This window comes from Streptomyces sp. NPDC101152 (assembly GCF_044768275.1).
Classification (GTDB): Bacteria; Actinomycetota; Actinomycetes; order Streptomycetales; family Streptomycetaceae; genus Streptomyces.
The window spans coordinates 75,322-99,550 of record NZ_JBIWPO010000014.1 but is presented as its reverse complement, the minus strand read 5'-3'; the positions used below and the strand labels follow the sequence as shown (position 1 = coordinate 99,550).

Below are 24,229 nucleotides of genomic sequence, written 5' to 3'. Positions count from 1 at the left end.
GCGGCCGTAGCGGCGGAAAAGCGGTTGCTCGTGGCCCGCGCCCCGGCCGACGATGACCGGTCGTGACCGACGACTCCCCCGCGCCCTTCTCGCGGCTCCGCGCCCTCCTGCCCGACCTCGCCCCCTGGCGGGCCTCCGCCGACTTCCGGCGGCTGTGGGTCTCGGGGACGATCTCGAACTTCGGGAGCTTCCTGACGTTCGTCGCGCTGCCGGTGCAGCTGAAGGAGCTGACGGGCTCGGCGGCGGCGGTGGGCGCGATCGGGGCGGTCGAGCTCCTGCCTCTGGTGCTGTTCGGGCTGTACGGCGGCGCGCTCGCCGACGCGCTGGACAAGCGCGGGCTGATCATCTGGACGGAGGCGGGGCAGGGCCTGCTGTCCGCCGCGCTGCTGTTCAACGCCCTGCTCCCGCACCCGGCCGTCTGGCCGCTGTACGCCGTGGCCGGCCTGTCCTCCGCGCTGGTCTCGCTCCAGCGTCCGGCGATCGACTCGCTGTGGCCCCGGATCGTGGCCCATGAGCACCTGCCGGCAGCGGCGGCGCTGAACTCCCTGCGCTGGACGGTGGGCGGTGTCGCGAGCCCGGCGCTGGCGGGCGTGGTGGTGGCCTACGCGGGGCTCGGCTGGGCGTACGGGGCTGACCTGCTGACTTTCGTCGTGTCCGTCGCTCTCATGATCCCGATCGCCGCGTCGCCCGCCGCGCACGAGGCCGCGAAGCCGTCCCTCGCGGCCATCGCGGAGGGTGCCCGGTACGCCTGGAGCCGCAAGGAACTCCTCGGCACCTATGCCGTCGACCTCGCGGCGATGTTCCTGGCGATGCCGCTCGCCGTGCTGCCGTTCCTCGCGGACGAGCTGCACGCGAACTGGTCCCTGGGCCTGATGTACGCGAGCGTGCCCTTCGGCTCGCTGCTGGTGAGCCTGACCAGCGGCTGGACCTCGCGGGTGCACCGGCACGGGCGGATGGTGGTGCTGTCGGCCGCGCTGTGGGGGCTGGCGATCGCGGGCGCCGGGATGGTGGGCAATGTATGGCTGGTGCTGTTGTTCCTGACCGTGGCGGGCGGTTGCGACATGGTCAGCGGGATCTTCCGGGGCGCGATGTGGAACCAGACGATCCCGGACGAGCTGCGGGGCAGGCTCGCCGGGATCGAACTGCTGTCGTATTCCGTCGGCCCGACCGTCGGCCAGGTCCGCTCCGGCGGCTTCGCCGCCTGGTGGGGCGTACGGACGTCCGTGTGGTCCGGCGGGCTGCTGTGCGCGGGCGCCGTCGGCCTCCTGGCCCTCTGTCTGCCCGGGCTGATGGCGTACGACGTCCGCACGAACGAGCACGCGGTGCGGCTGCGCGAGCGGCGCGCGGCAGCCGCACCGGACCGGGCGCCGGCCTGATCAGTCCTCGTCCGGGCGGCCCGTGGGGGCGTCATGCCACTTGGGGTCGTTCTCCCACTGGAGATTGCGCTCCCGCACGAGGTCCATCGCGTGCTCGGCCTCCTGCCGCGAGGCATACGGCCCGAACCGGTCCTTGGCGGGGCACTCCGGCCCCTCCTCCACCGTCTTGTGCTTCAGGCAGTAGTACCACTCGCCCGGTTTACCGACCGTGCGCTTCTTGAACAAGGCCATGACCAGCTCCTCTCGCCATCGACATGTTCCCCCACCCCGGCTCGTTAGACTCGCTGCCATGTCTGGCCAGTCGCTGCTCGTACCAGGGGAGCTGTCTCCCACCCGTTCCGTCCCCGCAAACATCCGCCGGCCCGAGTACGTGGGCAAGCCCGCGCCGGCCCCGTACACCGGACCCGAGGTGCAGACCCCGGAGACGATCGAGGCGATGCGGGTCGCCGGGCGGATCGCCGCGCGAGCGATGGAGGAGGCCGCCAAACTGATCGCGCCCGGGGTGACCACCGACGAGCTGGACCGGGTGGCGCACGAGTACATGTGCGACCACGGCGCCTATCCCTCGACGCTCGGCTACCGCGGCTTCCCCAAGTCCCTGTGCACCAGTGTCAACGAGGTGATCTGCCACGGCATTCCGGACTCGACGCTGCTGCGGGACGGCGACATCGTCAACCTCGACGTGACCGCGTACATCGGCGGGGTGCACGGCGACAACAACGCGACGTACCTGGTCGGGGACGTGGACGAGGAGAGCCGTCTGCTCGTCGAGCGCACCCGGGAGTCCCTGAACCGGGCGATCAAGGCGGTCAAGCCCGGCCGCCAGATCAACATCATCGGCCGGGTCATCGAGTCGTACGCGAAGCGGTTCGGGTACGGGGTGGTCCGGGACTTCACGGGCCACGGGATCAACTCGTCGTTCCACTCGGGCCTGATCATCCCGCACTACGACAGCCCGCACGCGACGACCGTCATGCAGCCCGGCATGACCTTCACCATCGAGCCGATGCTGACGCTCGGGACGCACGAGTACGACATGTGGGACGACGGCTGGACCGTCGTCACCAAGGACCGCAGGCGCACGGCCCAGTTCGAGCACACGCTCGTGGTGACGGAGACCGGCGCGGACGTCCTGACACTGCCGTAGGGTGCCGGCACCACGAGTTGACGCGACGGTCAGGGCACTTCCTCAGCGGCCCTCCTCGCCGCCCGCCAACTGGTCCGCGAGACAGGCCAGATACAGGGCCATGGTGGTGCGGTGCTCCCGCAGCGGGCGGCCGGTGATCTGCTCGATCTTGTTCATGCGGTAGACGACCGTGTTGCGGTGGACGTGCAGGGCCGCCGAGGCCCGTACGAGGTTGAAGCCGCTGTCGCACCACGCGGTGATCGTGTCCCGCAGCGTCGGCCAGTCCGGCTGGGCGCGCAGTTCGGCCGTGGTGAGCGCGAGGAGGCGTCCGCGTGCGGGCTGGCCGACGGCGGCCAGGAGCTGGTGGACGCGCAGGTCGCTGATGGCGTGGACCCGTGAGCCGTCCGCGAGCCGGGAACCCAGGCGCAGCGCGTCGCAGGCGTCCTGGTAGGAGTCGTGCAGTCCGTCGACGGAGGCGGCGGGCTCGCCGATGCCGGCGCGGGCGGTCAGCCCGTCCTGGGCGGCGATCACATCGGTGACCCGGCGGCAGGCCGCGAGCAGGTCCGCCGCCGGGTCTCGGTCGGTGAGCCGGTGCAGCACGCCGATCCAGCCGGGCGTCGTGGAGGCCACGACGTCCTGCGGGTCGGCGAAGACCTCGCGGACCGTGCGCAGCAGTTCCGAGCGGATCAGCGCCATGTCCTGGGTCGGCGTACGGTGCCGGCGGGCCGGCGCGCGGGGCACGCCCACCTCGATGGCCACCGCGACCCGTGGCAGCCGCAGGTCGAAGCCGAGTTCGGCGGCGCGGAACATCAGGAACTCGCCCTCGACGACCTGTGGATCGTAGGAGGCGATGTCCGCGAGCAGCTTCTCCGCGGCCCGCTCGGCCAGCAGACGGGAGCGGAGCATCACGGACTCGCGCAGCAGGATCTCCGTCTGGCGTTTGACCAGCAGACCGAAGCGGCGCACCTGGGCGGGCGTCCCGGTGATGCCGACCGTGCCCACCGCCCGTCCCCCGGCGACCAGCGGCAGGGTGCACCCGGGCCGCACACCGCGCAGCCGTTGGGCCTCGGCGGCGCTGTGGGTGGCGGGTTCCTGGGTGCGTACGACCTCGACGGACGCCTCGTGGAAGGTGCCCACCCGGCTGGTGTCACCGCTGCCGATGACCATGCCGTCCGAGTCGGTGATCAGCACGTTGAACCCGATGACGGCGGAGGTGTCCGCGGCGATCTCCTGGGCGAGTGACGGGCTCAGCACGGTGTTCCTCCCGCCGACGGGCCGGTTCCGCTTTGGCCGCACCGTACAGGGGAGGGGGCGATTTCGGCCACAACCTCGTACGGAGTGACCGATGACGCGTGGCTGCGCGATCCCTAGCGTATGGCCCCAATCAGAACCCCGCCGAGGGCACAGCGCGGTGAACGGCGGGTCCCTTCAGCGCCCAGACGGAAGGCCCGAGCCGATGATCCGTGCGCGTTCCCTGATATCCGCCCTCCTGACCGGGGCGTTGCTCTCGACCGTGGCCGCGTGCGGCTCCGGCGGTGACGGCGCCCCGAAGAACGTCTCGGCGAAGACCGCCGCGCTGGGCACCCTGACGCCCGGTGTCATCAAGGTCGCCGTCGAGCCGTACGCCCCGTACACCACGGTCAGGGGCGGGAAGATCGTCGGCCTGGACGGCGACATCCTCACCGCCGTCGCCAAGAAGCTGGGTCTGCGGATCGAGCCGCAGGTCACCGACTTCGCCGGGATGCTGGCCGGGGTGCAGTCCCGCCGCGTGGACATCACCGTCGGCGGTGTCGCCTGGTCCGCCGAGCGGCAGAAACAGGGCCTGTTCACCGACCCGCCCTACTACTCGCCCCCGGCGATGGCGGTGCGCGACGGCAGGACGTACAAGACGGTCGGCGACCTCAAGGGCCTGAACCTGGGCACCGTCGAGGGCTACGTCTGGGTCAAGTCCATCCAGTCCGTGCCCGGCGCCAAACTGCACGCCTACCCCGACGCCAACGGTGTCTTCGACGACCTCGGCGCCGGCCGCGTCGACGTCGGCTTCCTCGACCCGCTGCTCATCATCGCGGCGCAGAAGCAGCGCCCCGACCTGAAGATCAGCACCGAGTACCTGACCCCGCCGACCGCCGCCGAGGTCAAGGCCAAGCCCGCCTACCAGTACTTCCAGCCCTACCAGACCGGCTTCTACCTCCCCCGGCAGGCGGGGAAGCTGGAGAAGGCGATCTCCGCGCAGATCGACGCCATGTACACCGACGGGGAGACGGCCGAGCTCGTGCGGAAGTACGGCGGTGACCCCGAGCAGTTCCTCAAGCCGACCGCCGACGTCGCCACCGCACGCCGTGGCGTGGACCGGCCCGCGAACTGGACGCCGCCGTCCATCGGCAAGTGAGGGGATGACCATGTCCGGTCTCTTCCAGGTCCCCTGGTCCGACTACCGTCCCGACCTGCTCGGCGCCCTCGGACAGACCGTCTCCTACACGGTCGTCAGCTTCGCCGGCGCGGTGCTGCTCGGCCTGACGGTCGCGCTGCTGCGACTCAGCAGGCTCTGGCCCGCGCGAGCCGTCGCCGCCGTCTACACCGAGGTGTTCAAGAACGTCCCCCTGCTGGCCATCATCTTCCTCACCTACTTCGGGCTCGCCTCGGCCGGGATCCGGCTGGACGTGTTCACGGCCGGCTGCCTCAGTCTGATCGTCTTCTACGCCGCGTACCTGTCCGAGATCTTCCGCTCCGCCATCAGCGGCGTGCACGAAGGGCAGACGGAGGCCGGCGAGGCCCTGGGGCTCGGCAAGGCGGGCATCTTCGCCCACATCGTGCTGCCGCAGGCGGTACGGCAGGCGCTGCCCGGCACCAACACCATGCTGGTCGACCTGCTGAAGTCCACGTCGCTGCTGGTGACCGTGTCCGCCGCCGAGCTGATGTCGGAGGGGCGGCTGATCACCTCGGAGACCTTCCGCGCGCTGGAGGTCTACCTGGTCATCTCCGCCGTCTACTTCGCCCTGTGCTACCCGCTGTCCCAGCTCCTTCTGCTGCTGGAGCGCAAGGTCCGGGCGGGCGTCCCGCTCTCCCCGTGGCGACGGCGCCGGGTGCGCGCCGCGCGAGCGCTGCTCGCCGCCGACCTCGGGAGCGTCAACGACCGTGTCCATGACCGGAAGGAGGCTGCCGTATGACCGAGCCCGTCGCCAGCGCGAAGAGCGCGGCCGCCACCCGCGCCGAGGCAGTGGTCCGGATCGAGGGGCTCAGCAAGTCCTTCGACGGCCGACTCGTCCTCGACGACGTGCGTCTGGAGGTCGACCGCGGCCGGATCGTCAGCGTCATCGGGCAGAGCGGTGGCGGCAAGACGACGCTGATGCGCTGCGTCAACCTGCTGGAGCGGCCCGACCGGGGCACGGTCGAGGTGGCCGGCGAGGTGGTGCACAGCGGCGGGCGCACCGTCTGCCGGGATCTGCCCGCGCTGCGCCGTACCGTCGGCATGGTCTTCCAGAAGTTCCACCTCTTCCCGCATCTGACGGCCGTGGAGAACATCGTGCTGGCCCAGCGCAAGGCCGGTGTCGCCGAGGCGGAGGCCCTGGAGCGGGCCGTCACCCTGCTGCGCCGGGTCGGCGTCGCCCACCGCGGACTCGCCCGGCCCGAGCAGCTCTCCGGCGGCGAACAGCAGCGTGTCGCCATCGCCCGGGCGCTCGCGCTCCGGCCCGACGTGCTGCTCTTCGACGAACCGACCTCGTCCCTGGACCCGGAGTCCACCCGTGAGGTGCTCACCGTGATGCGTGAACTGGCCGCCGACGGCATGACGATGCTGCTGGTGACCCATGAACTGCCCTTCGCCCGCGAGGTGTCCGACCATGTCGTCTTCGTCGACGGCGGCCGGATCGTCGAGGAGGGCAGGCCGCAGGACGTCCTCGACCGTCCGGCGGAGCGCCGGACCCGGGAGTTCCTCGCCGCGTACGGGTCCGCGTCATGAGCGCTCCCGTGGTGGTGGTCGGCGGCGGGGTCGTGGGGCTGTGCGCCGCGTACTACCTGGCCCGGGAGGGCATGCCGGTCGAGGTCGTCGAGCGACGCGCGATCGGTTCCGGTGCCTCGCGCGGCAACGCCGGCTGGGTCTGCCTGAGTCACTCGACACCGGTGCCCGCTCCGGGCGTCGTGCGGTACGCCCTGCGTTCCCTGGGCCGCCCCGACTCGCCCCTGTATCTGCGGCCGCTGCCCGATCCGGCGTTCGTGCGCTGGCTGTGGCGGTTCTGGCGCAGCAGCACACCGGCCGCCTTCCGGCGCGGTTACGCGGCGATCGCCGAGCTGAACCGTGACACCTTCGATCTCTTCGACGGTCTGCGCGCGGCGGGCGTCGGGACCACCCTGACCCGCCCGGGCATGGTGCACGCGTTCCTCTCAGCGAACGAGGCACGTCATCACCTCGCGCTCCAGCGGGAGATGGCCGACGGGCGCTATCCGCTGCCGGACGACGTCGTCACCGGCGAGGAGGCCCGGCTGCTGGACGACGCGCTGTCCCCGCAGGTGCGCGCGGCCTATCTGGTGGAGGGGGAGGGCGTGGTCGACCCCGAGGCCTTCGCGCGCGGGCTCGCCGAGGCGCTTGCCGCGCTGGGGGTCAAGGTGCACGAGAACACCGGGGTCACCGGGTTCCGTACGGCGGCGGGGCGGGTCAACGGGGTGTCGACCACCCTGGGCGAACTTCCCTGCTCCAGCGTGGTCATCGCGGCCGGCATGCGCTCGGCGGGTCTGCTCCGCGCCCTCGGCCGGCCCCTGCCGCTGCAGGCCGGTAAGGGCTACAGCTTCTCGGTCGACCTCGACCCGGCCCCCCGGCACACCCTCTACTTCGGCGAGCGCCGGGCCGTCGCCTCGCCCATCGGCTCGACCACGCGCATCGGCGGCACGATGGAGCTCAGCGGCAACAACAACCGGCTGGACTGGCGCCGTGTGGTCGCCGTCGCCCTCGCCAGCCGGCACTACCTGGGCAAGTGGTTCGACGACCCCGATGACCTGGTCGGCCGGATCCGCGATCCCTGGGTCGGCGGCCGCCCCTTCCTGCCCGACGGACTGCCCGTCGTCGACCGGCTGCCGGGCCACGACAACGCCTTCGCCGCCACCGGACACGGCATGCTCGGCATCACCCTGGGCCCCGTCACCGGCCACCGGCTGACCGAGTACATCCGCACCGGCCACCGCCCGGAGGTCCTGGCACCGTTCCGCTTCGACCGGTCCTGACGGGGCCGCACGGAACCCGCACGACGGGCGCGGATCACCGCCCACCCAGACTGTCAGGCCCGCCTCCGGCGCCCGCGCCGCTCAGCGTTCCGGCTGGCGTTCCAGGTACACGCGGCCGCCGATCTCGACCCAGCCGTGCGGCTGGGGGGCCGTGAGGATCTGGGAGCCGGCGCCCTGGGTGATGTTGAGGGCGCGGCCCAGGCGGTCCGTCAGCTGCAGTGCCGCCGCGCCCGTCGCCTCGTCCTCGTCGATGCCGTCGTCGCGGCCGGGGAAGCCGCGGGCGCGGATCCGGCCGGCCGCCTCGTCCTCCCAGGCCCAGGCGTAGACCCACTCGCCCTTCGGCGGGACGGGCAGGTCGTCGACCTCGGCGGCGGTGGCGTACTGGCGGAACGTGCGCGGCGCGGGCCACTCCGCGCGCGCCTCGATCCAGCAGAACTCGCCGTCCTGACGCGCCCCGACGACACCGGCCGGCGTGACCAGTTCCTCCACGTCGAGCAGCCAGGCCGCGCCCACACAGGGGTAGCCGGCGAAGGCCAGACGCAGGGTCGGTGTGTAGATGTCGATGACGCCGCGCTCGGGGTCGTCGACGAACACGGTCTCGCTGAAGCCGAGTTTGGCCGCGAACGCCTGCCGGTCGGCCCGGGCGGGCAGCACCGCGCCCTCGCGGACGACGCCGAGTTCGTTGCCGTATCCGCCGTTCGGCGCGCAGAAGACGCGGAGCACGTCGTAGTCAGTCACCAGGGCATTCAAACATCGCGTCGGCGGCGGAGACGATGGAGAGCTGAATCACCTGCAGGCAGCGGTGCACGCCATCCGCAACATCGCGGGCACGGAGACGGACCGGCTGGAGAGGTTCGTGTCGGCCGGCGACGGCGCCCCGCGCCCGATGGTCGGCGTGGCCCTGGGTCTCGGCGCGGCGGTCTTCCCGGGCCGGCTGTTCTACCGGGGCGGCACCGTCCCGCCGGGCAGCTGGTACGGGACGCTGCTGAAGGGCGTGTTCACCTTCCGGCCCGACCGGCCTCCAGGTCACGGTGTGGCTGCTGTACCCGGTCCCGACGCTCGCCCTGTTTTTCGCCCCGGTAGGGTTCGCCTCCGGGAAGGGGAAGGTGAAGGCACCTGATGAGCAGGGATCGCGGCCCTCGAAGGCTCCGCAGGCTTGACCGGAGGGTACTGACGGCGGCCACGGTGACCGCTTTGTCGCTCACGGCGAGCGGTTGCGTGGTGGTGCACGGGGAGCGCGAGGTGCTCCCCGCCACGACCCGCGCCGAAGCGGCGCGAGCGCTCCAGCAGTTCACGACCGCGTACAACAAGGCGGACAAGGCGTACGACCGTTCGCTGGACGCGAACCATGTCACCGGGGCCCTCGGCGACATCGACGCGGCCCGGCTGAAGGCCGGTCACCGGACCAACCCGGGCGGCAATCCGGCGCATTCGCCGCTGGAGCTGACCGACGCGAGGTTCACCATCCCCAAGAAGGCGGGCTGGCCGCGCTGGTTCGTCGCGGAGGCGCAGGGCAACAAGGGCGGCGGCCTGCACTGGCTGCTGGTGTTCACCCGCGACAGCCTGGGCAAGCCCTTCCGGGTGGCGTACCTGACGCTGATCACCCCGGGTTCGCTGCCGACGATCAAGACGGACAAGGACGGCTGGGCCCAGGCCGTCCCCGCGAACTCCACGCAACTGGCCGTCCGGCCGCAGGACATGAGCCGCACCTACGCCCAGTACCTGAGGAAGGGCGGGAAGTCCTTCGCCGACGGTCCGCACACCAGCGGCTGGCGGTCCGACCGCGCGAAGAACGCGAAGAAGCCCGGCCTGGTCACGCAGTACATCGACGAGCCACTGACGTCCGGCGACTACGCCCCGCTGGCGCTGCGCACGGCGGACGGCGGCGCGCTGGTCTTCTTCACCACGCGCCGCTACGAGAAGCAGACCGCCGCGCCCGGTGCGACGATCCCCACGCAGAACGCGAGCGTGCAGGCGCTGACGAGCGGTGAGGTCAAACAGTCCCTGACGATGGAGTTCGTCTCCAACGGGGTGGCCGTGGACCCGGCGGGCAGCGGCCCGGTGTCGGTCGTCTCCCGGCTGGAGGGCGTGACCTCGGCCCAGGGGTCGTAGCCTCTCAGTTCCGCAGCGGCCAGGCCGTGTCCGCGTGGTCGGTATCGGCGCCGGCGTGGCGGGCGCAGGCGTCGGTGAGGGTCTCCAACAGGGTGAGCGGGTCGGGCAGCGGGTGCTCCGGGCCGCGAACCCAGTGCACGCCCTGTTCCCCGGGGAGCCGGGCGGGCGGTACGAGGACGTAGGAGCCGCGGCAGTGCCAGCGCAGGCCCGGGTGTTCGTCCATGGTCTCGGGGTGGCAGTCCAGCTCGCAGGGCCACCACTCGTCCTCGTCCTCGGGAGTGCCGCGGGTGAGGGTGAAGAAGAGCAGCCGTCCGTCGTCGCTCTCCGCGACGGGACCGACCTCGATCCCGTCTCCCAGCAGCCGCTCCAGGGCCTGCCGGCCCGCCTCGAGGGGCACGTCCAGGACGTCGTGGACCATCCCGGTCGCGGTGATGAAGTTGGCCTGCGGCTGGTGGCGGGCCCAGCGCTCGATCTGGGCGCTGTCGGTCGTGGACTGCGTCTGCCAGGCGAAGGACACCGGATGGCGGGCGGGCGTGGGACAGCCGACGCGGTCGCAGGAGCAGCGGTAGCCGGGGGCGGGGTGGGCGGCGGGGGCGAGCGGCAGGCCCGCCTCGGCGGCGGCCAGCAGCAGGGCCTCACGGCCGCCGTCGTCGGCGCCGTCCTCCTTGGGGCGGCGTCCGCGCAGCCACTGGGAGAGTTTGCCCTGCCGGCCGGTTCGGCCGCCGAACTCCGCGCTCATCTATCCCCTCGCCTCGCCGTCGTACTCACCAGCATGCCCTATGGTCCCACCTTCCTCGGCTCCGGGGGCGGGGAGCCCGCCTCAACGGGGTGCGAGACCGTGCAGGGCGTAGTCGAGGAGGGTGTCGGTGTACGCGTAGGAGATCGGTCCGGTGTGCTGCAGCCAGCGCTGGGCCACGGGCGGGACGAAGAGTTCCAGGGCGATCCGCGGGTCGAGGTCGGGGCGTACCTCGCCGGACCGCTGGGCGGAGCGCAGCCGGTCGGCGTAGAGCTGGAGCGAGGGTTCGAGGAGCTTGGCCACGACCCTGCGGCCGAGTTCCTCGTCGACCAGACCCTCGGCGGCCAGGGCGCGGGAGGGCACCTCGAACCGGGGGTCCTCGAGCTGGTCGACGGTCGTGCGCAGCACGCCTTGAGGTCGGCGGCGAGGTCGCCGGTGTCGGGGATGACCCAGGGCTCCTGGCCCGCCTCCCGCGCGGCATGTGCGCTTGAGGTCCAGGAAGGCCTCAAGGAGGACCTCCGCCTTGGAGGACCACCAGCGGTAGATGGTCTGTTTGCCCGCGCCGGCCCGTGCGGCGATCCCCTCGACGGTCGTCCTCGGGTACCCGACCTTCGCGACGAGCGCGAGCGCCGCGTCGTAGATCGCGCGGCGGGACTTCTCACTGCGGCGGGTGGAGTCGGGCACGGGCTTCTTGACCATGGTCCGACGGTATCCGGTCGCCGGTCTACGAAGATGCGGTGTCCGGCGGCCAGGCGTCGCCCCAGTCGGCGTCCCGGGCCGCCTTGTAAAGGTCGCCGTGGCGTTTGGTGACCGTGGTGCGGCGCAACTGTTCGTCGGCCTCGCAGAGGTCGAGGAGGACCTGGCCCTTCCTGATCTGCGGGCGCCTGAGGACGCGGGAGGGGGCCGGGGCGACGGGCAGCCGGGTGGCGGCGACGTAGCTGAACTTCTCGTCCTCGTAGGCCAGTGAGCCGCCCTTGACCTGGCGGTGCAGGGAGGATCGGCTGACCCGGGCGGAGAAGTGGCACCAGTCGGTGCCGGGGGCGATCGGGCAGGCGGCGCTGTGCGGGCAGGGGGCGGCGACGTGGAACCCGGCGTCGGTGAGCCGGCGGCGGGCCTCGAGGACGCGGGCGTACCCGGCCGGGGTGCCGGCCTCGACGATCACGACGGCCCTGGCGGCGGCCGCGGCGGCGTCGACGAGGGCGGCGCGGCCGGGCTCGGTGAGTTCGTTGAGGACGTAGGAGACGGTGACGAGATCGGTGCTCTCGAGGGTGAGCGCCGCTCCGATCCGAGAGCGCTGCCAACGGGCGCCCCGCAGGGCCGGGTTGGCGGCCGCGAGTTGCCTGCCGAGGGCGAGGGCGGGCTCGGCCCAGTCCAGCACGGTGACCTCGCGCTCGCCGGGCCAGGTGGCGGTCACGGCCCAGCCGGCGGCCCCGGTGCCGCCGCCGACGTCGGTGTGGCTGCCGGGCACGAACCCGGGCACCGCCCGCGCGAACGCCTCCAGCGCGGCGTGCACCGCCTCGAAGGTGGCCGGCATCCGGTACGCGGCGTAGGCGGCGACGTCGGCGCGGTCACGCAGGATGGGCGCGTCGGTGGGGGTGGCACCCCGGTAGGTGGCGATGAGCCGCTCGACGGCCTGCGCGGCCTGCTTGGGCGGCAGGCCGTCGAGGAGGCCGGCGAGGGTGGCGCGGAGGGTCTCGGCCGGGGATGCGGGGACGTTCACCGGGGAATTCTCTCAGTTCCGGGAACCGGTCCGACCCGTCGTACGGCCTGTGCGAGGCGCGTCGCCGCCGCCGCTCGCGGCCCGCTGTCCGGGTGCCGTCTGACCGGATGGACCGTGTTCGCGAGCAGCACGAGGAAGGTGTCCGTCGCCGGGTCCAGGACCAGCGACGTCCCGGTGAAGCCGGTGTGCCCCGCCGCTCCTCGCCCCGCCAGCTCGCCCATGAACCAGGGCTGGTCCACCGCGAAGCCCAGACCGGGGGGCGTCAGCAGCAGCTCCACGAAGTCCGGGCCGAGGATGCGGGCGGTGCCGTAGGAGCCGCCGGCCAGGAGGGTGCGGCAGAAGACCGCGAGGTCACGGGCGGTCGAGAAGAGCCCGGCGTGGCCGGCCACTCCCCCGAGCGCCCACGCGTTCTCGTCGTGGACGACGCCCCGCAGCATCCCCCGGTCCGCCTTCGCCCACGGCCGCCGCTGGTCCTCCGTCGCCGCCGCACCCGGGCAGGGGCCGAAGTCGGTGGAGGTCATCCCGAGGGGGCGGGTGATGCCGTCGTGGACCAGGACGTCCAGCGTGCGGCCGGTGACGCGTTCGAGGACGTACTGCAGGAGCAGCATGTTGAGGTCGGAGTAGGTGTAGGTGCCGGGCACGCCGATCGGTGCCTCGGCCTGCAGCACGGCCCTGCGTTCCGCGTCGTCCGCGCAGTCGTACAGGGGCAGTTCGGGCCGCAGTCCCGAGGTGTGCGTCAGCAGCTCCCGCACGGTGATCCCGTGCCGTGTGGCCGCCCGGAACTCCGGGAGGTACGCCCCGACCCGCGCGTCGATGCCGAGCGTGCCGCGCTCGATCTGCTGCACCGCGGCGACGGACGTGAACAGCTTGGTGAGGGACGCCAGGTCGAAGGGCGTGCCGACGGTCATCGGCACCCGCTCCTGTTCGGGCAGCTCGACGCCGGCGTCGGTCTCGGGGTCGTAGCGGGCGTACCGTACGGCCCAGCCCGCCGCCTCCTCGACGGCGATCACGGGCCCGCGCCCGGCGACCACGACGGTGCCCGCGGCCCAGGGGTGTTCCCCGGTGGTGAGGTCGGCGACCTCCTGGACGAGGTGGCGCAGCTCCCCGGGGTCGAGTCCGGCTCGTTCCGCGGTGTCGCCGCGCAGTCTCGGTGCGCTCAGCTCCCTGCTCCCTCCGCACCCGCACGTGTGTTCCAGGGACGGCACATTCCCATGAAACAGGCCAGCGCTACCAGTGCTGCCGCCAGTTGGACGACGGCCATCGGCACGGCGGTGTGCTCGCCGGCGATCCCGACCAGCGGCGAGGCCACGGCGCCGATGAGGAAGGAGGACGTGCCGAGCAGCGCGGACGCGGAGCCGGCCGAGTGCCTGGTGCGCATCAGGGCGAGCGCCTGGGCGTTGGGCAGGGTCACGCCCATCGCGGACATCAGCACGAAGAGGGCGGCGGCGACGGGGGCGAGGCCGACGTCGCCGAGGGCGCCGGTCGCCATGAGCAGGAGCGCGGTCGCGGCGGCGATCACGATCGCGAGGCCGACGCCCATCACCTTCTCCAGGCTCACCCGTCCCACCAGCACCTTGCCGTTGATCTGGCCGACCGCCACCAGACCGACCGAGTTCAGGCCGAACAGCAGGCTGAACGTCTGCGGGGAGGCGCCGTAGATCTCCTGGATCACGAACGGGGAGGCCGAGATGTACGCGAACAGCGCGGCGAACGCGAAGCCGCCCGCCAGCATGAACCCGGTGAAGGGCAGGTCGGCGAGGAGCCGGCGCATGGAGTGCAGGGCCTCGCCCACACCGCCCGGGTGCCGCTCGGCGGGCGGGAGGGTCTCGGGCAGCCTCGTCCACACGAGCGCGCCGAGGAGCAGCCCCACGACGGTCAGGACCACGAACACGCCCCGCCAGTCCGTCACGCGCAGGATCTGGCCGCCGATCAGCGGCGCGACGATCGGGGCGACGCCGGAGATCAGCATCAGGGTGGAGAAGAAGCGGGCCATCGCCGTGCCGTCGTACAGGTCGCGGACCACGGCGCGGGCGATGACGATCCCGGCCGCGCCGGCGAGGCCCTGCACCAGCCGGAAGGCGACCAGCACCTCGACGTCCGGGGCGAACGCGCACAGCGCGGTGGCGAGGACGTACACCGCGAGGCCGGTCAGCAGTGGGCGGCGGCGGCCCCACTTGTCGCTCATGGGGCCGACCACGAGCTGCCCGAGCGCCATGCCGAGCAGACAGGCGGTGAGCGTGAGCTGGACGGTGGCGGCGGGCGCGTGAAGGGCGCGGGTGACCTCCGGGAGGGACGGGAGGTACATGTCCATCGCCAGCGGGGGTGTGGCGGTGAGGCCGCCCAGGATGAACGTGACGAGCAGTCCGGTGCCGCGTCCGGCGCGGTTGGCGGCCGGTTTCGCCGCAGCTCCGGCCGCCTGCCGTATGTGTGGTGTCGAGGCCCCCTGCTCGGCCATGCGCCCCTCCCTTTCCGGTGGATACCCCACCTATGCTCTCAGCTCGTACGGGGTGCCGAGGGTCACATGAGCGAGGGCGGGCGGGATGACGGCGGAGAGGGTGCGGTGGGGGATTCTGGCGACCGGGGGGATCGCGGCCGCGTTCGCGGCGGATCTCGTCGATCTGCCGGACGCCGAGGTGGTGGCGGTGGCCTCCCGGACCGAGGCGTCGGCGAAGGCGTTCGCGGAACGTTTCGGCATCGAGCGGGCGTACGGCGACTGGGCCGCGCTCGCCGAGGACCCGGACGTCGATGTCGTGTACGTCGCCACACCGCACTCGGCGCACCGGGCCGCGGCCGGTCTGTGCCTGGAGGCCGGGCGGAACGTGCTGTGCGAGAAGGCGTTCACGCTGAACGCGCGCGAGGCGGAGGAACTGGTCGCGCTGGCGCGGGGGCGCGGGAGCTTCCTGATGGAAGCGATGTGGATGTACTGCAATCCGCTGGTGCGGCGGCTGAAGCGGCTGGTGGACGACGGCGCGATCGGTGAGGTGCGCCATGTGCAGGCGGACTTCGGGCTGGCGGGCCCCTTCCCGCCCTCGCACCGGCTGCGCGACCCCCGGCAGGGTGGCGGTTCGCTGCTGGATCTCGGGGTGTACCCGGTGTCGTTCGCGCAGTTGCTGCTCGGGGAGCCGTCGGACATCACGGCGAGAGCGGTGCTCTCGAACGAGGGCGTCGATCTCCAGACGGGAGCACTGCTCTCCTGGGAGAGCGGCGCTCTCGCCTCGGTGCACTGCTCCATCATCGGCGGCACGGCCACCTCGGCCTCGGTCACCGGCTCGCAGGGCCGCATCGACATCCCGTACGGCTTCTTCTTCCCGGACCGGTTCGTGCTGCACCGGGACGGCCGCGACCCCGAGGAGTTCGCCGCCGACCCGGCCGACGGCCCGCGCAACAGCCTCAGGCACGAGGCCCGTGAGGTCATCCGCGCGCTACGGGCCGGCGAGAGCGAGTCCCCGCTGGTCCCCCTCGACGGCACCCTCGCCGTGATGCGGACGCTCGACGCGATCCGCGAACGCGTGGGTGTCCGCTACCCGGGCGAGGACGCCTCACCCGACCTGGCGGTCACACCGGTCTGAGCCCCTGCGCGCCCGCCACCCTCACCTACGCTGCCGGGCATGACGGACAGGGATGATGTGAGGACCGCGGTGGTGACCGGTGCGGGGTCGGGGATCGGGCGGGCGGTCGCCGTGGAGCTGTTGCGGGCGGGCTGGGCGGTGGCGCTGGCGGGACGGCGGCCGCGGACGCTCGCGGAGACGGCGGCGCTGGTGCCGGAGGGCACGTCGATCGCCGTACGCACCGACGTGTCACAACCGCAGGACGTCGCGGGGCTGTTCGCGGCGACCGTGGAGCGGTTCGGGCGGGTGGACCTGCTGTTCAACAACGCGGGGACGTTCGGGCCCGGCGGGGTGCCGGTGGAGGACCTGCCGTACGAGGCGTGGCGGCACGTGGTGGACACCAATCTCAACGGGGCGTTCCTGTGCGCCCAGGCGGCCTTCCGGCAGATGAAGGAGCAGGAGCCGCGAGGTGGGCGGATCATCAACAACGGGTCCATCTCGGCGCACACGCCCCGCCCGCTGTCCGTGGCCTACACGGCGACCAAGCACGCGCTGACCGGCCTCACCAAGTCGCTGTCGCTGGACGGGCGGCCGTACGGCATCGCGGTGGGGCAGATCGACATCGGCAACGCGGCGACCGACATGACGCAGGGCATGCGGACGGGCGCGCTGCAGGCGAACGGCAGTGTGGTTCCGGAACCCGTGATGGACGTGGCCGATGTGGCGCGCACCGTGCGGCACATGGCGGAGTTGCCGCTGGAGGCGAACGTGCAGTTCGCGACGGTGATGGCCACCGCGATGCCGTACGTGGGGCGGGGCTGAGGGACCCGACTGTTTGTCAACTCGCCAACTCTTACAAACGGAATTTCAGCGTCCGGACCATTGCGGCCGGTCAAGGACTTATGCTCAAATCATCTCCACAGGAGCTTCACACTTGGGGGGTTGAAGTTCCGCAGACCAATCCGAGGGGGGAGGCGGCAGTCGTTCCACCACACCGGGTGGGGGTGGATCTCGCGTGGGACCGCGGGATACGCACCGGTGCGGCGGAACGGCTGCCGCGAACGTCAACCGGCGTGCCGCCCCGACTCCTTGCGTCCCTTGCGCCCCTTGCGCAGTGCCCACGCCCCGCCCGCCAGCAGCGCGACCGTGCCGCCCGCGCCCTCCAGCAGCCGCCAGGACGAGGGCCCGCCGGATGCCGCACCCGGCGCTCCGGCCGCCTGCGCGGTGCTCGGGGCTGCCGCCGGCGCACCGCCCTCGCTCAGCGGCTCGACCAGCGTGCCGACCGGCTTCGCCGAACCGCCCTTCCCGAAGCCCCAGTCGAGCAGCGCGGCCGTCTCCTCGTAGACGGCGTTGAAGCCGGCCCTCGGGTGCATCACCGTGACCAGCAGGGTCCGCCCGCCGCGGGTGGCCGCGCCGGTGAAGGTGTTGCCGGCGTGGCTGGTGTATCCGTTCTTGACGCCGATCAGGCCGTCGTACATCCGCAGGCCCCACGCGCCCGTGAGCAGGCGGTCGGTGTTCTGGATCTGGAAGGTCCCCTTGCCGCCGGCCGGGAAGTTCGCGGTCCTGGTGTGGCAGTACGCGCGGAAGTCGGGGTCCTTGAGGCCGTGCCGGGCGAAGAGGGTCAGGTCGTAGGCGGAGGAGAGCTGGCCCTGGTGGTCGAAGCCGTCGGGGCTGACGACATGGGTGTCCAGGGCCTGCAGGTCCGCCGCCTTGGCCTGCATCTCGGCGACCGTCCTGGCGATCCCGCCGTTCATGTGGGCGAGGACGTGCACGGCGTCGTTGCCTGAGCGCAGGAAGACGCCTTGCCACAACTGCCGGACGGTGTAGGTGATCCCGGACCTGATACCGACCAGGCTGGAGCCGGAGGGGATGTCGGCGATCTCCGCGTCGGTCACCGTGTGGCGCACGGTGGGCTCGAACTTCTTCAGCACCGTGTCGGCGAACAGCATCTTCAGCGTGGACGCGGGCGGCAGGCGCCGGTGGGCGTTGCAGGAGGCGAGCACCTCTCCGCTGTCGCAGTCGGCGACCACCCAGGCGGCGGCGGTGAGTTTCCCGGGCAGTCCGGCGCCCTGGATCCCGGTGCGGGCGAGCCGGGCACCGCCGACGACGGTCGTGGCGTGTGCCGGGGCCGCCGCGGCGAGGGGCAGCGCGGCGGCGGCAAGACCCAGCGCGGCACGCCGGGTGAGCGGAGAAGAACCGTGCATCCCGGGACCGTAACACCCGCTGAACAGGGCCCCGTCGAGGGCCTGACCGGCGAAGGGTCGGTATCGCGCCAACCAAGGGCCATGGCCTCCCGCCACCCGAACGGCCGCGCGGACAGGTACGGCAGGTGTCGGCGGTGCGACGGTGGATACGCGGAGGGGACTGTTCCTGTTCGCTGCTCCATCGTCGTTTCCGTCGTCGTTTCCATGGTTGTTTCCGTCGTCGTTTTCCGGGAGTCATCGTGAGTGCATTCGATCGTCGTGATCTGGGCCTGCTGCTGCTCCGGTTGGGCACCGGGGGCGTGCTGGCGGCGCACGGCGCGCAGAAGCTGTTCGGCTGGTTCGGCGGCCACGGCATCGAGGGGACGGGCCAGTTCATGGAGTCCGTCGGCTACGCGCCCGGGAAGGCCAGCGCCACGGCGGCGGGCCTCGCGGAGGCCGGCGGCGGCACCCTGCTGGCGCTGGGCCTGGCGACCCCGGCGGCGGGCGCGGCGGCGGCCGGCGCGATGGTGGGGGCGTCCGCGGTGCACGCGCCCAACGGCTTCTTCAACCAGGAGGGCGGCTTCGAGTACGCGGCCACCCTCGCCCTCGCCGCCGCCGGTCTCGCGGTCACCGGTCCGGGCCGGCTCTCCCTCGACCACGCCCTGGGGCACGTCGTCGACCGGGGCTGGATGGTCCCGGCGGCGCTCGGCGCGACGGCGGCGGCCACGGCACTGGTCGTGGGGGCGCGCACCAGGCGGCTGCGCAAGCCGGAGCAGGACGAGGCGTCCGAGCACCAGTTCGAGTCGCAGGAGCCGCTGTTCGGGGAGTGACCCCGCTGGGGCAGGGTTGCGCCCATGACTGATCGGAACACCTCCCCTGCCTCCCCCACCTCCCCGGGCGACCTCTGGTCCGCCGTCGACGCCCTGTGGGCGTGGCTGGAAGGGGGTCGCCGGCATGGCGACCGCGAGAGCCTGCTGCTGCGCGTCCTGAAGATCTCCGAGGAGGTCGGCGAGGTCGCCGAGGCGGTGATCGGCGCGACCGGCCAGAACCCGCGCAAGGGCATCAGCCACACCTGGGACGACGTCGAGGCCGAGCTGTGCGACGTCGTGATCACGGCGCTGATCGCCCTGCGCACCCTCACCCCGGACACCCGCGAGACCTTCACCCGGCATCTGGCCCGGGTGACGGAACGCTCCCTCAGCACGAGCTGGCCACACACCGCGACCGGACCGGACTCAGAGTCGGACTCAGGACCGGACTCCCCCAATGTTGGGCACCCTATTGACCGCCGTTGAAAAACCGCCCTACATTCGCAGCGTTTCACGGCGCCGTCAGCCCCCGTACACCCGCTCAAAGGGGAGCCCCTCGTGTCCACCGAAGCGCGCACCAAGCCCGAGTCCACCGCCGCCGGGCCGGCGTCCGGCGGCCTGCCCGTCGGCACGCTGGTCGCCGGCTGTTTCGCGGTCTGCCTGGCGCAGATCGCCCTCGCCATGCCGGCCACCCTCAACGGCCTGTTCCAGCAGGACCTGCATCCGGTCGGCTCGCAGCTGACCTGGATCTCGGACGCGTTCCTGCTGCCGGTGTCCGTCCTGGAGCTGACCTTCGGCGTCCTCGGCGACCTCTTCGGCCGCAAGCGGCTGCTGGTCGGCGGCGGCGGTCTGCTGGTGGTCGGCGAGGCGCTTGCCGCCGCCAGTACCGGCATCCACATGCTCTGGGTGGGCCAGGCCATCGCCGGTCTGGGCGCGGCGGCGCTGTTCCCGACCTCGCTGGCCATGATCGCCGCGGGCACCCACTCCGCCCGCGACCGCGCCCGGACGATCACGATCTGGGCGGCGGCCCTGTCCAGCGGCGGTTTCGTCGCCCCGGTCCTCGGCGGCATCACGGGCAACTACGGCTCCTGGCGCTGGGCGTTCATCGTGGTCACCGGCCTCGCCCTGGTCAGTACGCTGCTCAGCCAGCTCTTCGCGCAGAACTCCAGCGCCCCGGAGGGCCGTTCCCTCGACCTGGCCGGCCAGATCACCATCGGCATCGGCATGTTCGCCCTGCTGTACGCGGTCATCCAGGGCCCGGCGGACGGCTGGACGGCGACACCGGTGGTGATCGCGTACGTGGTCGCCGCAGTGTTCATCGTGCTGTTCCTGGTGGCCGAACACCGCGCCGCCTCCCCGCTGCTCCGGCTGGACCTGTTCAAGAACCGCGCGTTCGCGGTGGCGTCCTTCGTCGCGGTGGTCGGTATGTTCAGCTACCTCGGCACCGCCTACGCCACCAGCATCCGGCTCGGCCCGATCCAGCACCAGAGCCCCCTGCGCGGCTCGTTCGCCTTCATCCTCCTCAACGCCTGGACGCTGCTGCTGATGCCGCTGATCTCCCGGCTGCTGGAGAAGGTCAGCCCACGCTGGGTGCTCGGCGCCGGCCTCGCACTGATGGCGGCCGGTGACTTCGTCGCGGCGAACCTCTCGGTCCACGACCGCGCCCTGACCTCGCTCATCCTGCCCATCGGCCTGGTCGGCATCGGCTTCGCGCTCACCGTCTCCTCCATCACCGCGACCGCCGTCAACACCGTGGAGGTCCACTACGCGGGCATGGCCAGCGCCTCGACGAGCCTGCTGCGCGACTTCGGCTTCACGCTCGGCCCTGCGGTCATCGGCGCGATCGCGCTGAGCCGGGCGGCCGACGAGTTCACCCGGAAGCTGGCATCCTCCGGCCTCTCCGCCCAGGTCAAGGCGGCGGCCGGGCAGGTCGCGGCCGAGGGCGGCCCGCTCGCCTCCAACTCGGTCCCGCCCGCCTCCCCGCCCGGTGGCGCGGTCCCCATCGCCCTGGAGGCCCTCGGCAACGGCTACGCCATCGGCTACGTCGTCTGCGGCATCGCCGCCCTGGCCTGCTGCCTGCTCAGCGTGGTCGCTCTGCGCGGCAAGGGCGACCAGGACGCGACGGTCGGCATCGAGAAGGAGGAGGCTGCTGCTGCGGCCTGATCACCGAAGTCCTGGAGCGGCGGCAGTCCCGTCACCGCCCGGTCACAGCTGACGCACAGGGGAACCCCCGCGTGAGGCCGTCCGGTCTCCATCGGCGAGCGCCGGTGGGGACCGGCGCCGTATCCGACCTCGGGGGACCTCATGCCGTACGTCAGCATCCACAAGGCCGCACTGGCCGTCGCCGCGCTCTCCGCCACCCTGACGCTGAGCGCCTGCCAGGCGGGCGGTTCCGCATCCGGGGCCGCCTCGCCGTCGACGGCACCCACCGGCAAGGCGCCGAGCACCGCGTCGTCGCGGTCGGCCGCCCCGTCGTCCGCGGCGCCCACGCCCACCGCGACCGTATCGCCCGTATCCGAATCCTCCGGTGCCCGCCCGAAGACCTGCCCCGCCTCCGCCCTGAAGGTCACCGCGCACCAGGCCGCCCACCGTCCGGCCGGCACCGGGACCGGCGCCGCGATCGTCGAGTTCACCAACACCTCCGCGCGGTCCTGCGTCCTCGTGGGCCACCCGACGGTGGCAGGCGCCGGCAACGGCTCCCCCGAGCACAACGCCCCGCTGAAGGTGACGCCCCTCGGTTCCGCCTCCGTGGTCCGGCTCGCCCCGGGCGGCAAGGCGTGGGTGAAGCTGACGTTCGTCCAGGTGCAGGGCGAGGCCGACGGCTACTGCACGTCCGGTTCACGGCCGGTGTCGTACCCGACCCTGGTGATCGGTCTGCGCGGCGCCGGGGCGCATCAAGTCGCCCTGGAAGACGGGGTGTTCGCCGAGTGCGACAACACCGTGAAGGTGACGGCGGTGTCGACGGCGGCACTCTCGTAGCCCCGCCCCGACACCCGGGCGCGCCGAAGTCTCCCGGCAACCAGGTATTGACATGACACTCGGACAGGACTGGGACGCCTTCTTCGGCACCCTGCGCGAACTGAACTTCGACGGCGTGGCGACGGCCTGCGTCTTCGCCTGGGAGGAACGGGCCCGGGAGTCGTCGACGTTCATGCTGGACCGCATCCGGAAGGAGCTCGCGGGCTGAGGAGCCCCTCCCCTCCCCCGGTGGCGACGTCGAGCGGCAACTCCTGCCGCTCCGGGTGCGTTGCTCCGACCCCATCACCATCGCGTTGACCGAACGGCGTCCTCCTCATCAGTCGGTGCCTTCGACGAGCCGGGAAGAGCCAGAAGTGCGGGAATGGTCCTGCCCCTTCCCGGCCGCCGCTACATGGTCGGCGGTGAGACACCCGGCTCCTAGGGCCTAACGGCCTCTTCCCTGGCCGTCGTCAGGGTCGAACGGCCCTACTTCGCACCCGGGGAACCGGCGGCTCGTCGGACGCTCACCGGCCGACGATCTCTTTGCCAACCCATGACGAGCACAAGAGGCCTGCGAGACCCTGACGTCCGTAAGTACCGTGTGTGCGGGATCCGATGAACCGGATCAGGAGACACGGTGCTCGTTTCACGGAAGGCGGCGGGAACTCTTTTCATAGGTGGTGCGGTCAGCCTCACCCTCGGTTCCCTCCTCTATCCCGCCATGCTCGGAGTCCAGAAGGTCGGCAGTGCACCGTCGCGGGTCGTCGCCGACCCGGCGACCGGGCCGGTCACGGCAGCAGACCGGGATTTCGTGGTCGAGGTGCGCGCGGCCGGCCTGTGGGAGTACCCCGTCGGCGAGAAGGCGCTGAAGAAGGGGACCACGAAGGCGGTCAGGAACGCCGGGGAGCAACTGGTGGCCGGGGATGCCGCGCTGGACGCAGCGTGCCGCGACGTCGCCGACCAGTTGGGCATCGCACTGCCCAACCAGCCATCGCTCCAACAGCAGGGGTTCGCATCCCGGCTGAACGGGGAAAGCGGCAAGCAGTTCGACATGGACTTGGCCACGACGCTGCGCACGACGAACGGCCAGTTCCTCACCACGGTCGCCGGCGTCCGCACCACCACGAGGAACTCGCTGGTCCGCGCTCTGGCCGACCGGGTCAACAACACCGTCCTGGACCACATCTCGGCCATGGAGAAGACCGGCCTGGTCGACTTCGGCCAGGAGACCACCTCCCCGGACCTTCCGGCCCAGGACCTGACCCCTCCACCCGCCGTCGCGGGCCAGCCTCAGGTCGTCCTCACCCCGCCGGCGAACAGCACGGTGTCGCCGAGCCCGACGGTGAGGTGAGGCCGGGACACCTCCGCCGACGCCGACGGGTTCGGCATCCCCGAACCCGTCGGCGTGGCCGACCTCGAGGCGGAATGTGCCCTACTGAGTGGCGGCGATGGAAACGCCGCCGGGGCCAAGCGGTACACCGATCGTTCTGATCCGGGAAACGAACGCCGGGTCCGCTGGCCCGCCTCGAGTGTCCGGCGCCCCGACGTGATCTCTCGGTTCACGGTGATCGGCGAGGCGGGATGACGGGCGAGCCGTCACGGTCGAGAGGGCGTCACGCTGTTCGTCCAGCCCTGCATTGGGGCCCACCAACGCACGAACTCAACAGTGCCCCCAACGCGTTCAGCGCCGATCCCGATCATGAGCGCGTTGGAAGCCGCGTTGCCGGCGTCGACTTCACACCGGACATGCCCCTGACCCCGCCGATGAAGCACATCGAACACCTCGGCGAGCAGTGCCACCGCCACTCGCCGACGTCGGTGCCCGGCAAGAGTGCCGAGGAGCCCGAGCCGAGGCCCCGTCGAGGTGTTCCATACACGGATCAAGCCGATGTACTGCCCGCTGGTCTCGTCCGCGGCGAGCAGGTAGGTGGCCGGATCGAACTCCGGATCGGTGAACGTGTCTCCAGCGAACCGTTCAGGATCGTTACGCCATCCCGCCGTGCCCGGCACGTCCTGGCGCAACGCGTCGTCCAGTTCCCGCCAGCGATCCGCGTCCGCCTTCTGCACCGACAGGAAGGCCGACGCGGTCGGCGGCCGGTGCCTGGTCAGTCCCGTGCGGCCGGGATCGGTCGGCAAGAGGTAGTGATGCTCTCGTCGGTGAACGACGAAGCCCCGTGCGCTCAGATCCCCGTGAGCGTCGGCATCTGCTTCGTCGACCTCGGCATACACGTCCGCTTCCAAGGTCGCCAGCGCGGCATCCAGGAGGGGTCCACGTGCGTCAGAGCTGCCGTCATGGATGAGGAAGCACCGCTGGTCCGGCCTGACCAGCGCAAGGAGACTGCCAATCTCCAGTCCCTCACGCCACGCCGTCCACTGCGTCGGACCTTCACTGGACACTACGACCATGGCATCCGAACGTAATGTGCGATGAGCAGATCAGGCCAATG

General features: G+C 71.9%; 23 protein-coding genes and 3 pseudogenes. 16 read left to right on the top strand and 10 right to left on the bottom strand.

The genetic code is table 11. From position 1 onward, the window contains the following. Positions 1-62 precede the first annotated feature (62 nt). Positions 63-1,376, top strand: a complete 1,314-nt coding sequence (locus ACIRVK_RS20450) for an MFS transporter (protein WP_404248927.1) — start codon at positions 63-65, stop codon at positions 1,374-1,376. Here the strand turns inward: ACIRVK_RS20450 and ACIRVK_RS20445 are convergent, their stop codons facing one another. Further along, the gene (locus ACIRVK_RS20445) at positions 1,377-1,607 is read right to left on the bottom strand and encodes a hypothetical protein (protein ID WP_404248925.1); all 231 of its coding nucleotides are present in this window, start codon (positions 1,605-1,607) and stop codon (positions 1,377-1,379) included. It abuts the gene before it with no gap. Positions 1,608-1,665: 58 nt separating this feature from the next. Between ACIRVK_RS20445 and map the strand changes: the two genes are divergently transcribed. Continuing rightward, on the top strand, positions 1,666-2,523 hold the full coding sequence (map, locus tag ACIRVK_RS20440; protein WP_404248923.1) for a type I methionyl aminopeptidase: 858 nt from the start codon (positions 1,666-1,668) through the stop codon (positions 2,521-2,523). Between the two features lie 42 nt (positions 2,524-2,565). Here the strand turns inward: map and ACIRVK_RS20435 are convergent, their stop codons facing one another. Further along, positions 2,566-3,756, bottom strand: a complete 1,191-nt coding sequence (locus ACIRVK_RS20435) for a CdaR family transcriptional regulator (protein ID WP_404248920.1) — start codon at positions 3,754-3,756, stop codon at positions 2,566-2,568. Positions 3,757-3,958: 202 nt separating this feature from the next. On the opposite strand from ACIRVK_RS20435, the gene ACIRVK_RS20430 reads away from it, so the two are divergent. The 4 genes from ACIRVK_RS20430 to ACIRVK_RS20415 are packed head-to-tail and all read left to right on the top strand — an operon-like array spanning position 3,959 to position 7,716. Continuing rightward, positions 3,959-4,891, top strand: a complete 933-nt coding sequence (locus tag ACIRVK_RS20430) for a substrate-binding periplasmic protein (protein WP_404248918.1) — start codon at positions 3,959-3,961, stop codon at positions 4,889-4,891. A gap of 10 nt (positions 4,892-4,901) precedes the next feature. Further along, positions 4,902-5,669 carry an amino acid ABC transporter permease gene (locus ACIRVK_RS20425; protein ID WP_404248916.1) on the top strand — a complete coding sequence of 256 codons (768 nt, stop codon included), beginning with the start codon at positions 4,902-4,904 and terminating at the stop codon, positions 5,667-5,669. Then, positions 5,666-6,460 (top strand): amino acid ABC transporter ATP-binding protein, encoded by a 795-nt coding sequence (locus tag ACIRVK_RS20420; protein ID WP_404248914.1) that lies wholly within the window; start codon positions 5,666-5,668, stop codon positions 6,458-6,460. The genes ACIRVK_RS20425 and ACIRVK_RS20420 overlap by 4 nt, the downstream gene beginning before the upstream one ends. Then, complete coding sequence (locus ACIRVK_RS20415) at positions 6,457-7,716, top strand: NAD(P)/FAD-dependent oxidoreductase (protein ID WP_404248912.1); 1,260 nt, start codon at positions 6,457-6,459, stop codon at positions 7,714-7,716. Before ACIRVK_RS20420 ends, ACIRVK_RS20415 begins: the two co-directional genes overlap by 4 nt. 81 nt (positions 7,717-7,797) lie before the next feature. Here the strand turns inward: ACIRVK_RS20415 and ACIRVK_RS20410 are convergent, their stop codons facing one another. Then, positions 7,798-8,454: a PhzF family phenazine biosynthesis protein gene (locus ACIRVK_RS20410; RefSeq protein WP_404248910.1), complete on the bottom strand. Its 657-nt coding sequence runs from the start codon at positions 8,452-8,454 to the stop codon at positions 7,798-7,800. A gap of 121 nt (positions 8,455-8,575) precedes the next feature. Here ACIRVK_RS20410 and ACIRVK_RS20405 point away from each other — a divergent pair. Both ACIRVK_RS20405 and ACIRVK_RS20400 read left to right on the top strand, forming a co-directional pair. Next, a pseudogene (locus ACIRVK_RS20405) lies at positions 8,576-8,876 on the top strand (iron transporter); the annotation flags it as partial. Beyond that, positions 8,836-9,828, top strand: coding sequence for a hypothetical protein (locus ACIRVK_RS20400; protein WP_404248908.1), 993 nt, complete (start codon positions 8,836-8,838; stop codon positions 9,826-9,828). The pseudogene ACIRVK_RS20405 and the gene ACIRVK_RS20400, both read left to right, overlap by 41 nt. A gap of 4 nt (positions 9,829-9,832) precedes the next feature. On the opposite strand, the gene ACIRVK_RS20395 is transcribed toward ACIRVK_RS20400, so the two are convergent. From ACIRVK_RS20395 to ACIRVK_RS20375, 5 genes and pseudogenes are all read right to left on the bottom strand, one after another. After that, complete coding sequence (locus ACIRVK_RS20395) at positions 9,833-10,567, bottom strand: bifunctional DNA primase/polymerase (protein WP_404248906.1); 735 nt, start codon at positions 10,565-10,567, stop codon at positions 9,833-9,835. Between the two features lie 81 nt (positions 10,568-10,648). Next, a pseudogene (locus ACIRVK_RS20390) lies at positions 10,649-11,263 on the bottom strand (TetR/AcrR family transcriptional regulator). A gap of 25 nt (positions 11,264-11,288) precedes the next feature. Further along, on the bottom strand, positions 11,289-12,284 hold the full coding sequence (locus ACIRVK_RS20385; protein ID WP_404248904.1) for a small ribosomal subunit Rsm22 family protein: 996 nt from the start codon (positions 12,282-12,284) through the stop codon (positions 11,289-11,291). Beyond that, positions 12,281-13,489 (bottom strand): serine hydrolase domain-containing protein, encoded by a 1,209-nt coding sequence (locus ACIRVK_RS20380; protein ID WP_404248902.1) that lies wholly within the window; start codon positions 13,487-13,489, stop codon positions 12,281-12,283. The genes ACIRVK_RS20385 and ACIRVK_RS20380 overlap by 4 nt, the downstream gene beginning before the upstream one ends. After that, positions 13,441-14,739 (bottom strand): multidrug effflux MFS transporter, encoded by a 1,299-nt coding sequence (locus tag ACIRVK_RS20375; protein WP_404248900.1) that lies wholly within the window; start codon positions 14,737-14,739, stop codon positions 13,441-13,443. The genes ACIRVK_RS20380 and ACIRVK_RS20375 overlap by 49 nt, the downstream gene beginning before the upstream one ends. An 85-nt stretch (positions 14,740-14,824) precedes the next feature. Between ACIRVK_RS20375 and ACIRVK_RS20370 the strand changes: the two genes are divergently transcribed. Together ACIRVK_RS20370 and ACIRVK_RS20365 are read left to right on the top strand one after the other, a co-directional pair. Then, positions 14,825-15,853, top strand: coding sequence for a Gfo/Idh/MocA family protein (locus ACIRVK_RS20370; protein ID WP_404248899.1), 1,029 nt, complete (start codon positions 14,825-14,827; stop codon positions 15,851-15,853). A gap of 39 nt (positions 15,854-15,892) precedes the next feature. Further along, positions 15,893-16,654: an SDR family oxidoreductase gene (locus ACIRVK_RS20365; protein ID WP_404248897.1), complete on the top strand. Its 762-nt coding sequence runs from the start codon at positions 15,893-15,895 to the stop codon at positions 16,652-16,654. Positions 16,655-16,896: 242 nt separating this feature from the next. Here ACIRVK_RS20365 and ACIRVK_RS20360 read toward each other — a convergent pair whose 3' ends face one another. After that, positions 16,897-18,036, bottom strand: coding sequence for a D-alanyl-D-alanine carboxypeptidase family protein (locus ACIRVK_RS20360; protein ID WP_404248895.1), 1,140 nt, complete (start codon positions 18,034-18,036; stop codon positions 16,897-16,899). Between the two features lie 239 nt (positions 18,037-18,275). Here ACIRVK_RS20360 and ACIRVK_RS20355 point away from each other — a divergent pair, with 239 nt between their 5' ends. From ACIRVK_RS20355 to ACIRVK_RS20330, 6 genes and pseudogenes are all read left to right on the top strand, one after another. After that, positions 18,276-18,845 carry a DoxX family membrane protein gene (locus tag ACIRVK_RS20355; protein WP_404248893.1) on the top strand — a complete coding sequence of 190 codons (570 nt, stop codon included), beginning with the start codon at positions 18,276-18,278 and terminating at the stop codon, positions 18,843-18,845. Between the two features lie 24 nt (positions 18,846-18,869). After that, positions 18,870-19,310: a MazG-like family protein gene (locus ACIRVK_RS20350; RefSeq protein ID WP_404248891.1), complete on the top strand. Its 441-nt coding sequence runs from the start codon at positions 18,870-18,872 to the stop codon at positions 19,308-19,310. Between the two features lie 72 nt (positions 19,311-19,382). Beyond that, on the top strand, positions 19,383-20,987 hold the full coding sequence (locus ACIRVK_RS20345) for an MFS transporter (RefSeq protein ID WP_404248889.1): 1,605 nt from the start codon (positions 19,383-19,385) through the stop codon (positions 20,985-20,987). 141 nt (positions 20,988-21,128) lie between these two features. Further along, a complete protein-coding gene (locus ACIRVK_RS20340; RefSeq protein ID WP_404248887.1) occupies positions 21,129-21,803 on the top strand; it encodes a DUF4232 domain-containing protein in 675 nt (224 codons plus the stop codon). Between the two features lie 61 nt (positions 21,804-21,864). Next, positions 21,865-22,011: pseudogene (locus ACIRVK_RS20335) on the top strand (sugar phosphate isomerase/epimerase); the annotation flags it as partial. Positions 22,012-22,455: 444 nt separating this feature from the next. Next, positions 22,456-23,133: a DUF4142 domain-containing protein gene (locus ACIRVK_RS20330; RefSeq protein ID WP_404249062.1), complete on the top strand. Its 678-nt coding sequence runs from the start codon at positions 22,456-22,458 to the stop codon at positions 23,131-23,133. 245 nt (positions 23,134-23,378) lie between these two features. On the opposite strand, the gene ACIRVK_RS20325 is transcribed toward ACIRVK_RS20330, so the two are convergent. Continuing rightward, the gene (locus ACIRVK_RS20325; protein ID WP_404248885.1) at positions 23,379-24,188 is read right to left on the bottom strand and encodes a GNAT family N-acetyltransferase; all 810 of its coding nucleotides are present in this window, start codon (positions 24,186-24,188) and stop codon (positions 23,379-23,381) included. Positions 24,189-24,229: the final 41 nt, after the last annotated feature.

Excerpts from the sequence above, each read along its gene's own strand:
- ACIRVK_RS20395 (WP_404248906.1), bottom strand. The coding sequence starts at position 10,567 with ATGAGCGCGGAGTTCGGCGGCCGAACCGGCCGGCAGGGCAAACTCTCC.
- map (WP_404248923.1), top strand. The coding sequence starts at position 1,666 with ATGTCTGGCCAGTCGCTGCTCGTACCAGGGGAGCTGTCTCCCACCCGT.
- ACIRVK_RS20420 (WP_404248914.1), top strand. The coding sequence starts at position 5,666 with ATGACCGAGCCCGTCGCCAGCGCGAAGAGCGCGGCCGCCACCCGCGCC.
- ACIRVK_RS20370 (WP_404248899.1), top strand. The coding sequence starts at position 14,825 with ATGACGGCGGAGAGGGTGCGGTGGGGGATTCTGGCGACCGGGGGGATC.
- ACIRVK_RS20400 (WP_404248908.1), top strand. The coding sequence starts at position 8,836 with ATGAGCAGGGATCGCGGCCCTCGAAGGCTCCGCAGGCTTGACCGGAGG.
- ACIRVK_RS20365 (WP_404248897.1), top strand. The coding sequence starts at position 15,893 with ATGACGGACAGGGATGATGTGAGGACCGCGGTGGTGACCGGTGCGGGG.
- ACIRVK_RS20425 (WP_404248916.1), top strand. The coding sequence starts at position 4,902 with ATGTCCGGTCTCTTCCAGGTCCCCTGGTCCGACTACCGTCCCGACCTG.
- ACIRVK_RS20430 (WP_404248918.1), top strand. The coding sequence starts at position 3,959 with ATGATCCGTGCGCGTTCCCTGATATCCGCCCTCCTGACCGGGGCGTTG.
- ACIRVK_RS20415 (WP_404248912.1), top strand. The coding sequence starts at position 6,457 with ATGAGCGCTCCCGTGGTGGTGGTCGGCGGCGGGGTCGTGGGGCTGTGC.
- ACIRVK_RS20350 (WP_404248891.1), top strand. The coding sequence starts at position 18,870 with ATGACTGATCGGAACACCTCCCCTGCCTCCCCCACCTCCCCGGGCGAC.
- ACIRVK_RS20445 (WP_404248925.1), bottom strand. The coding sequence starts at position 1,607 with ATGGCCTTGTTCAAGAAGCGCACGGTCGGTAAACCGGGCGAGTGGTAC.
- ACIRVK_RS20360 (WP_404248895.1), bottom strand. The coding sequence starts at position 18,036 with ATGCACGGTTCTTCTCCGCTCACCCGGCGTGCCGCGCTGGGTCTTGCC.
- ACIRVK_RS20340 (WP_404248887.1), top strand. The coding sequence starts at position 21,129 with ATGCCGTACGTCAGCATCCACAAGGCCGCACTGGCCGTCGCCGCGCTC.
- ACIRVK_RS20325 (WP_404248885.1), bottom strand. The coding sequence starts at position 24,188 with ATGGTCGTAGTGTCCAGTGAAGGTCCGACGCAGTGGACGGCGTGGCGT.
- ACIRVK_RS20375 (WP_404248900.1), bottom strand. The coding sequence starts at position 14,739 with ATGGCCGAGCAGGGGGCCTCGACACCACACATACGGCAGGCGGCCGGA.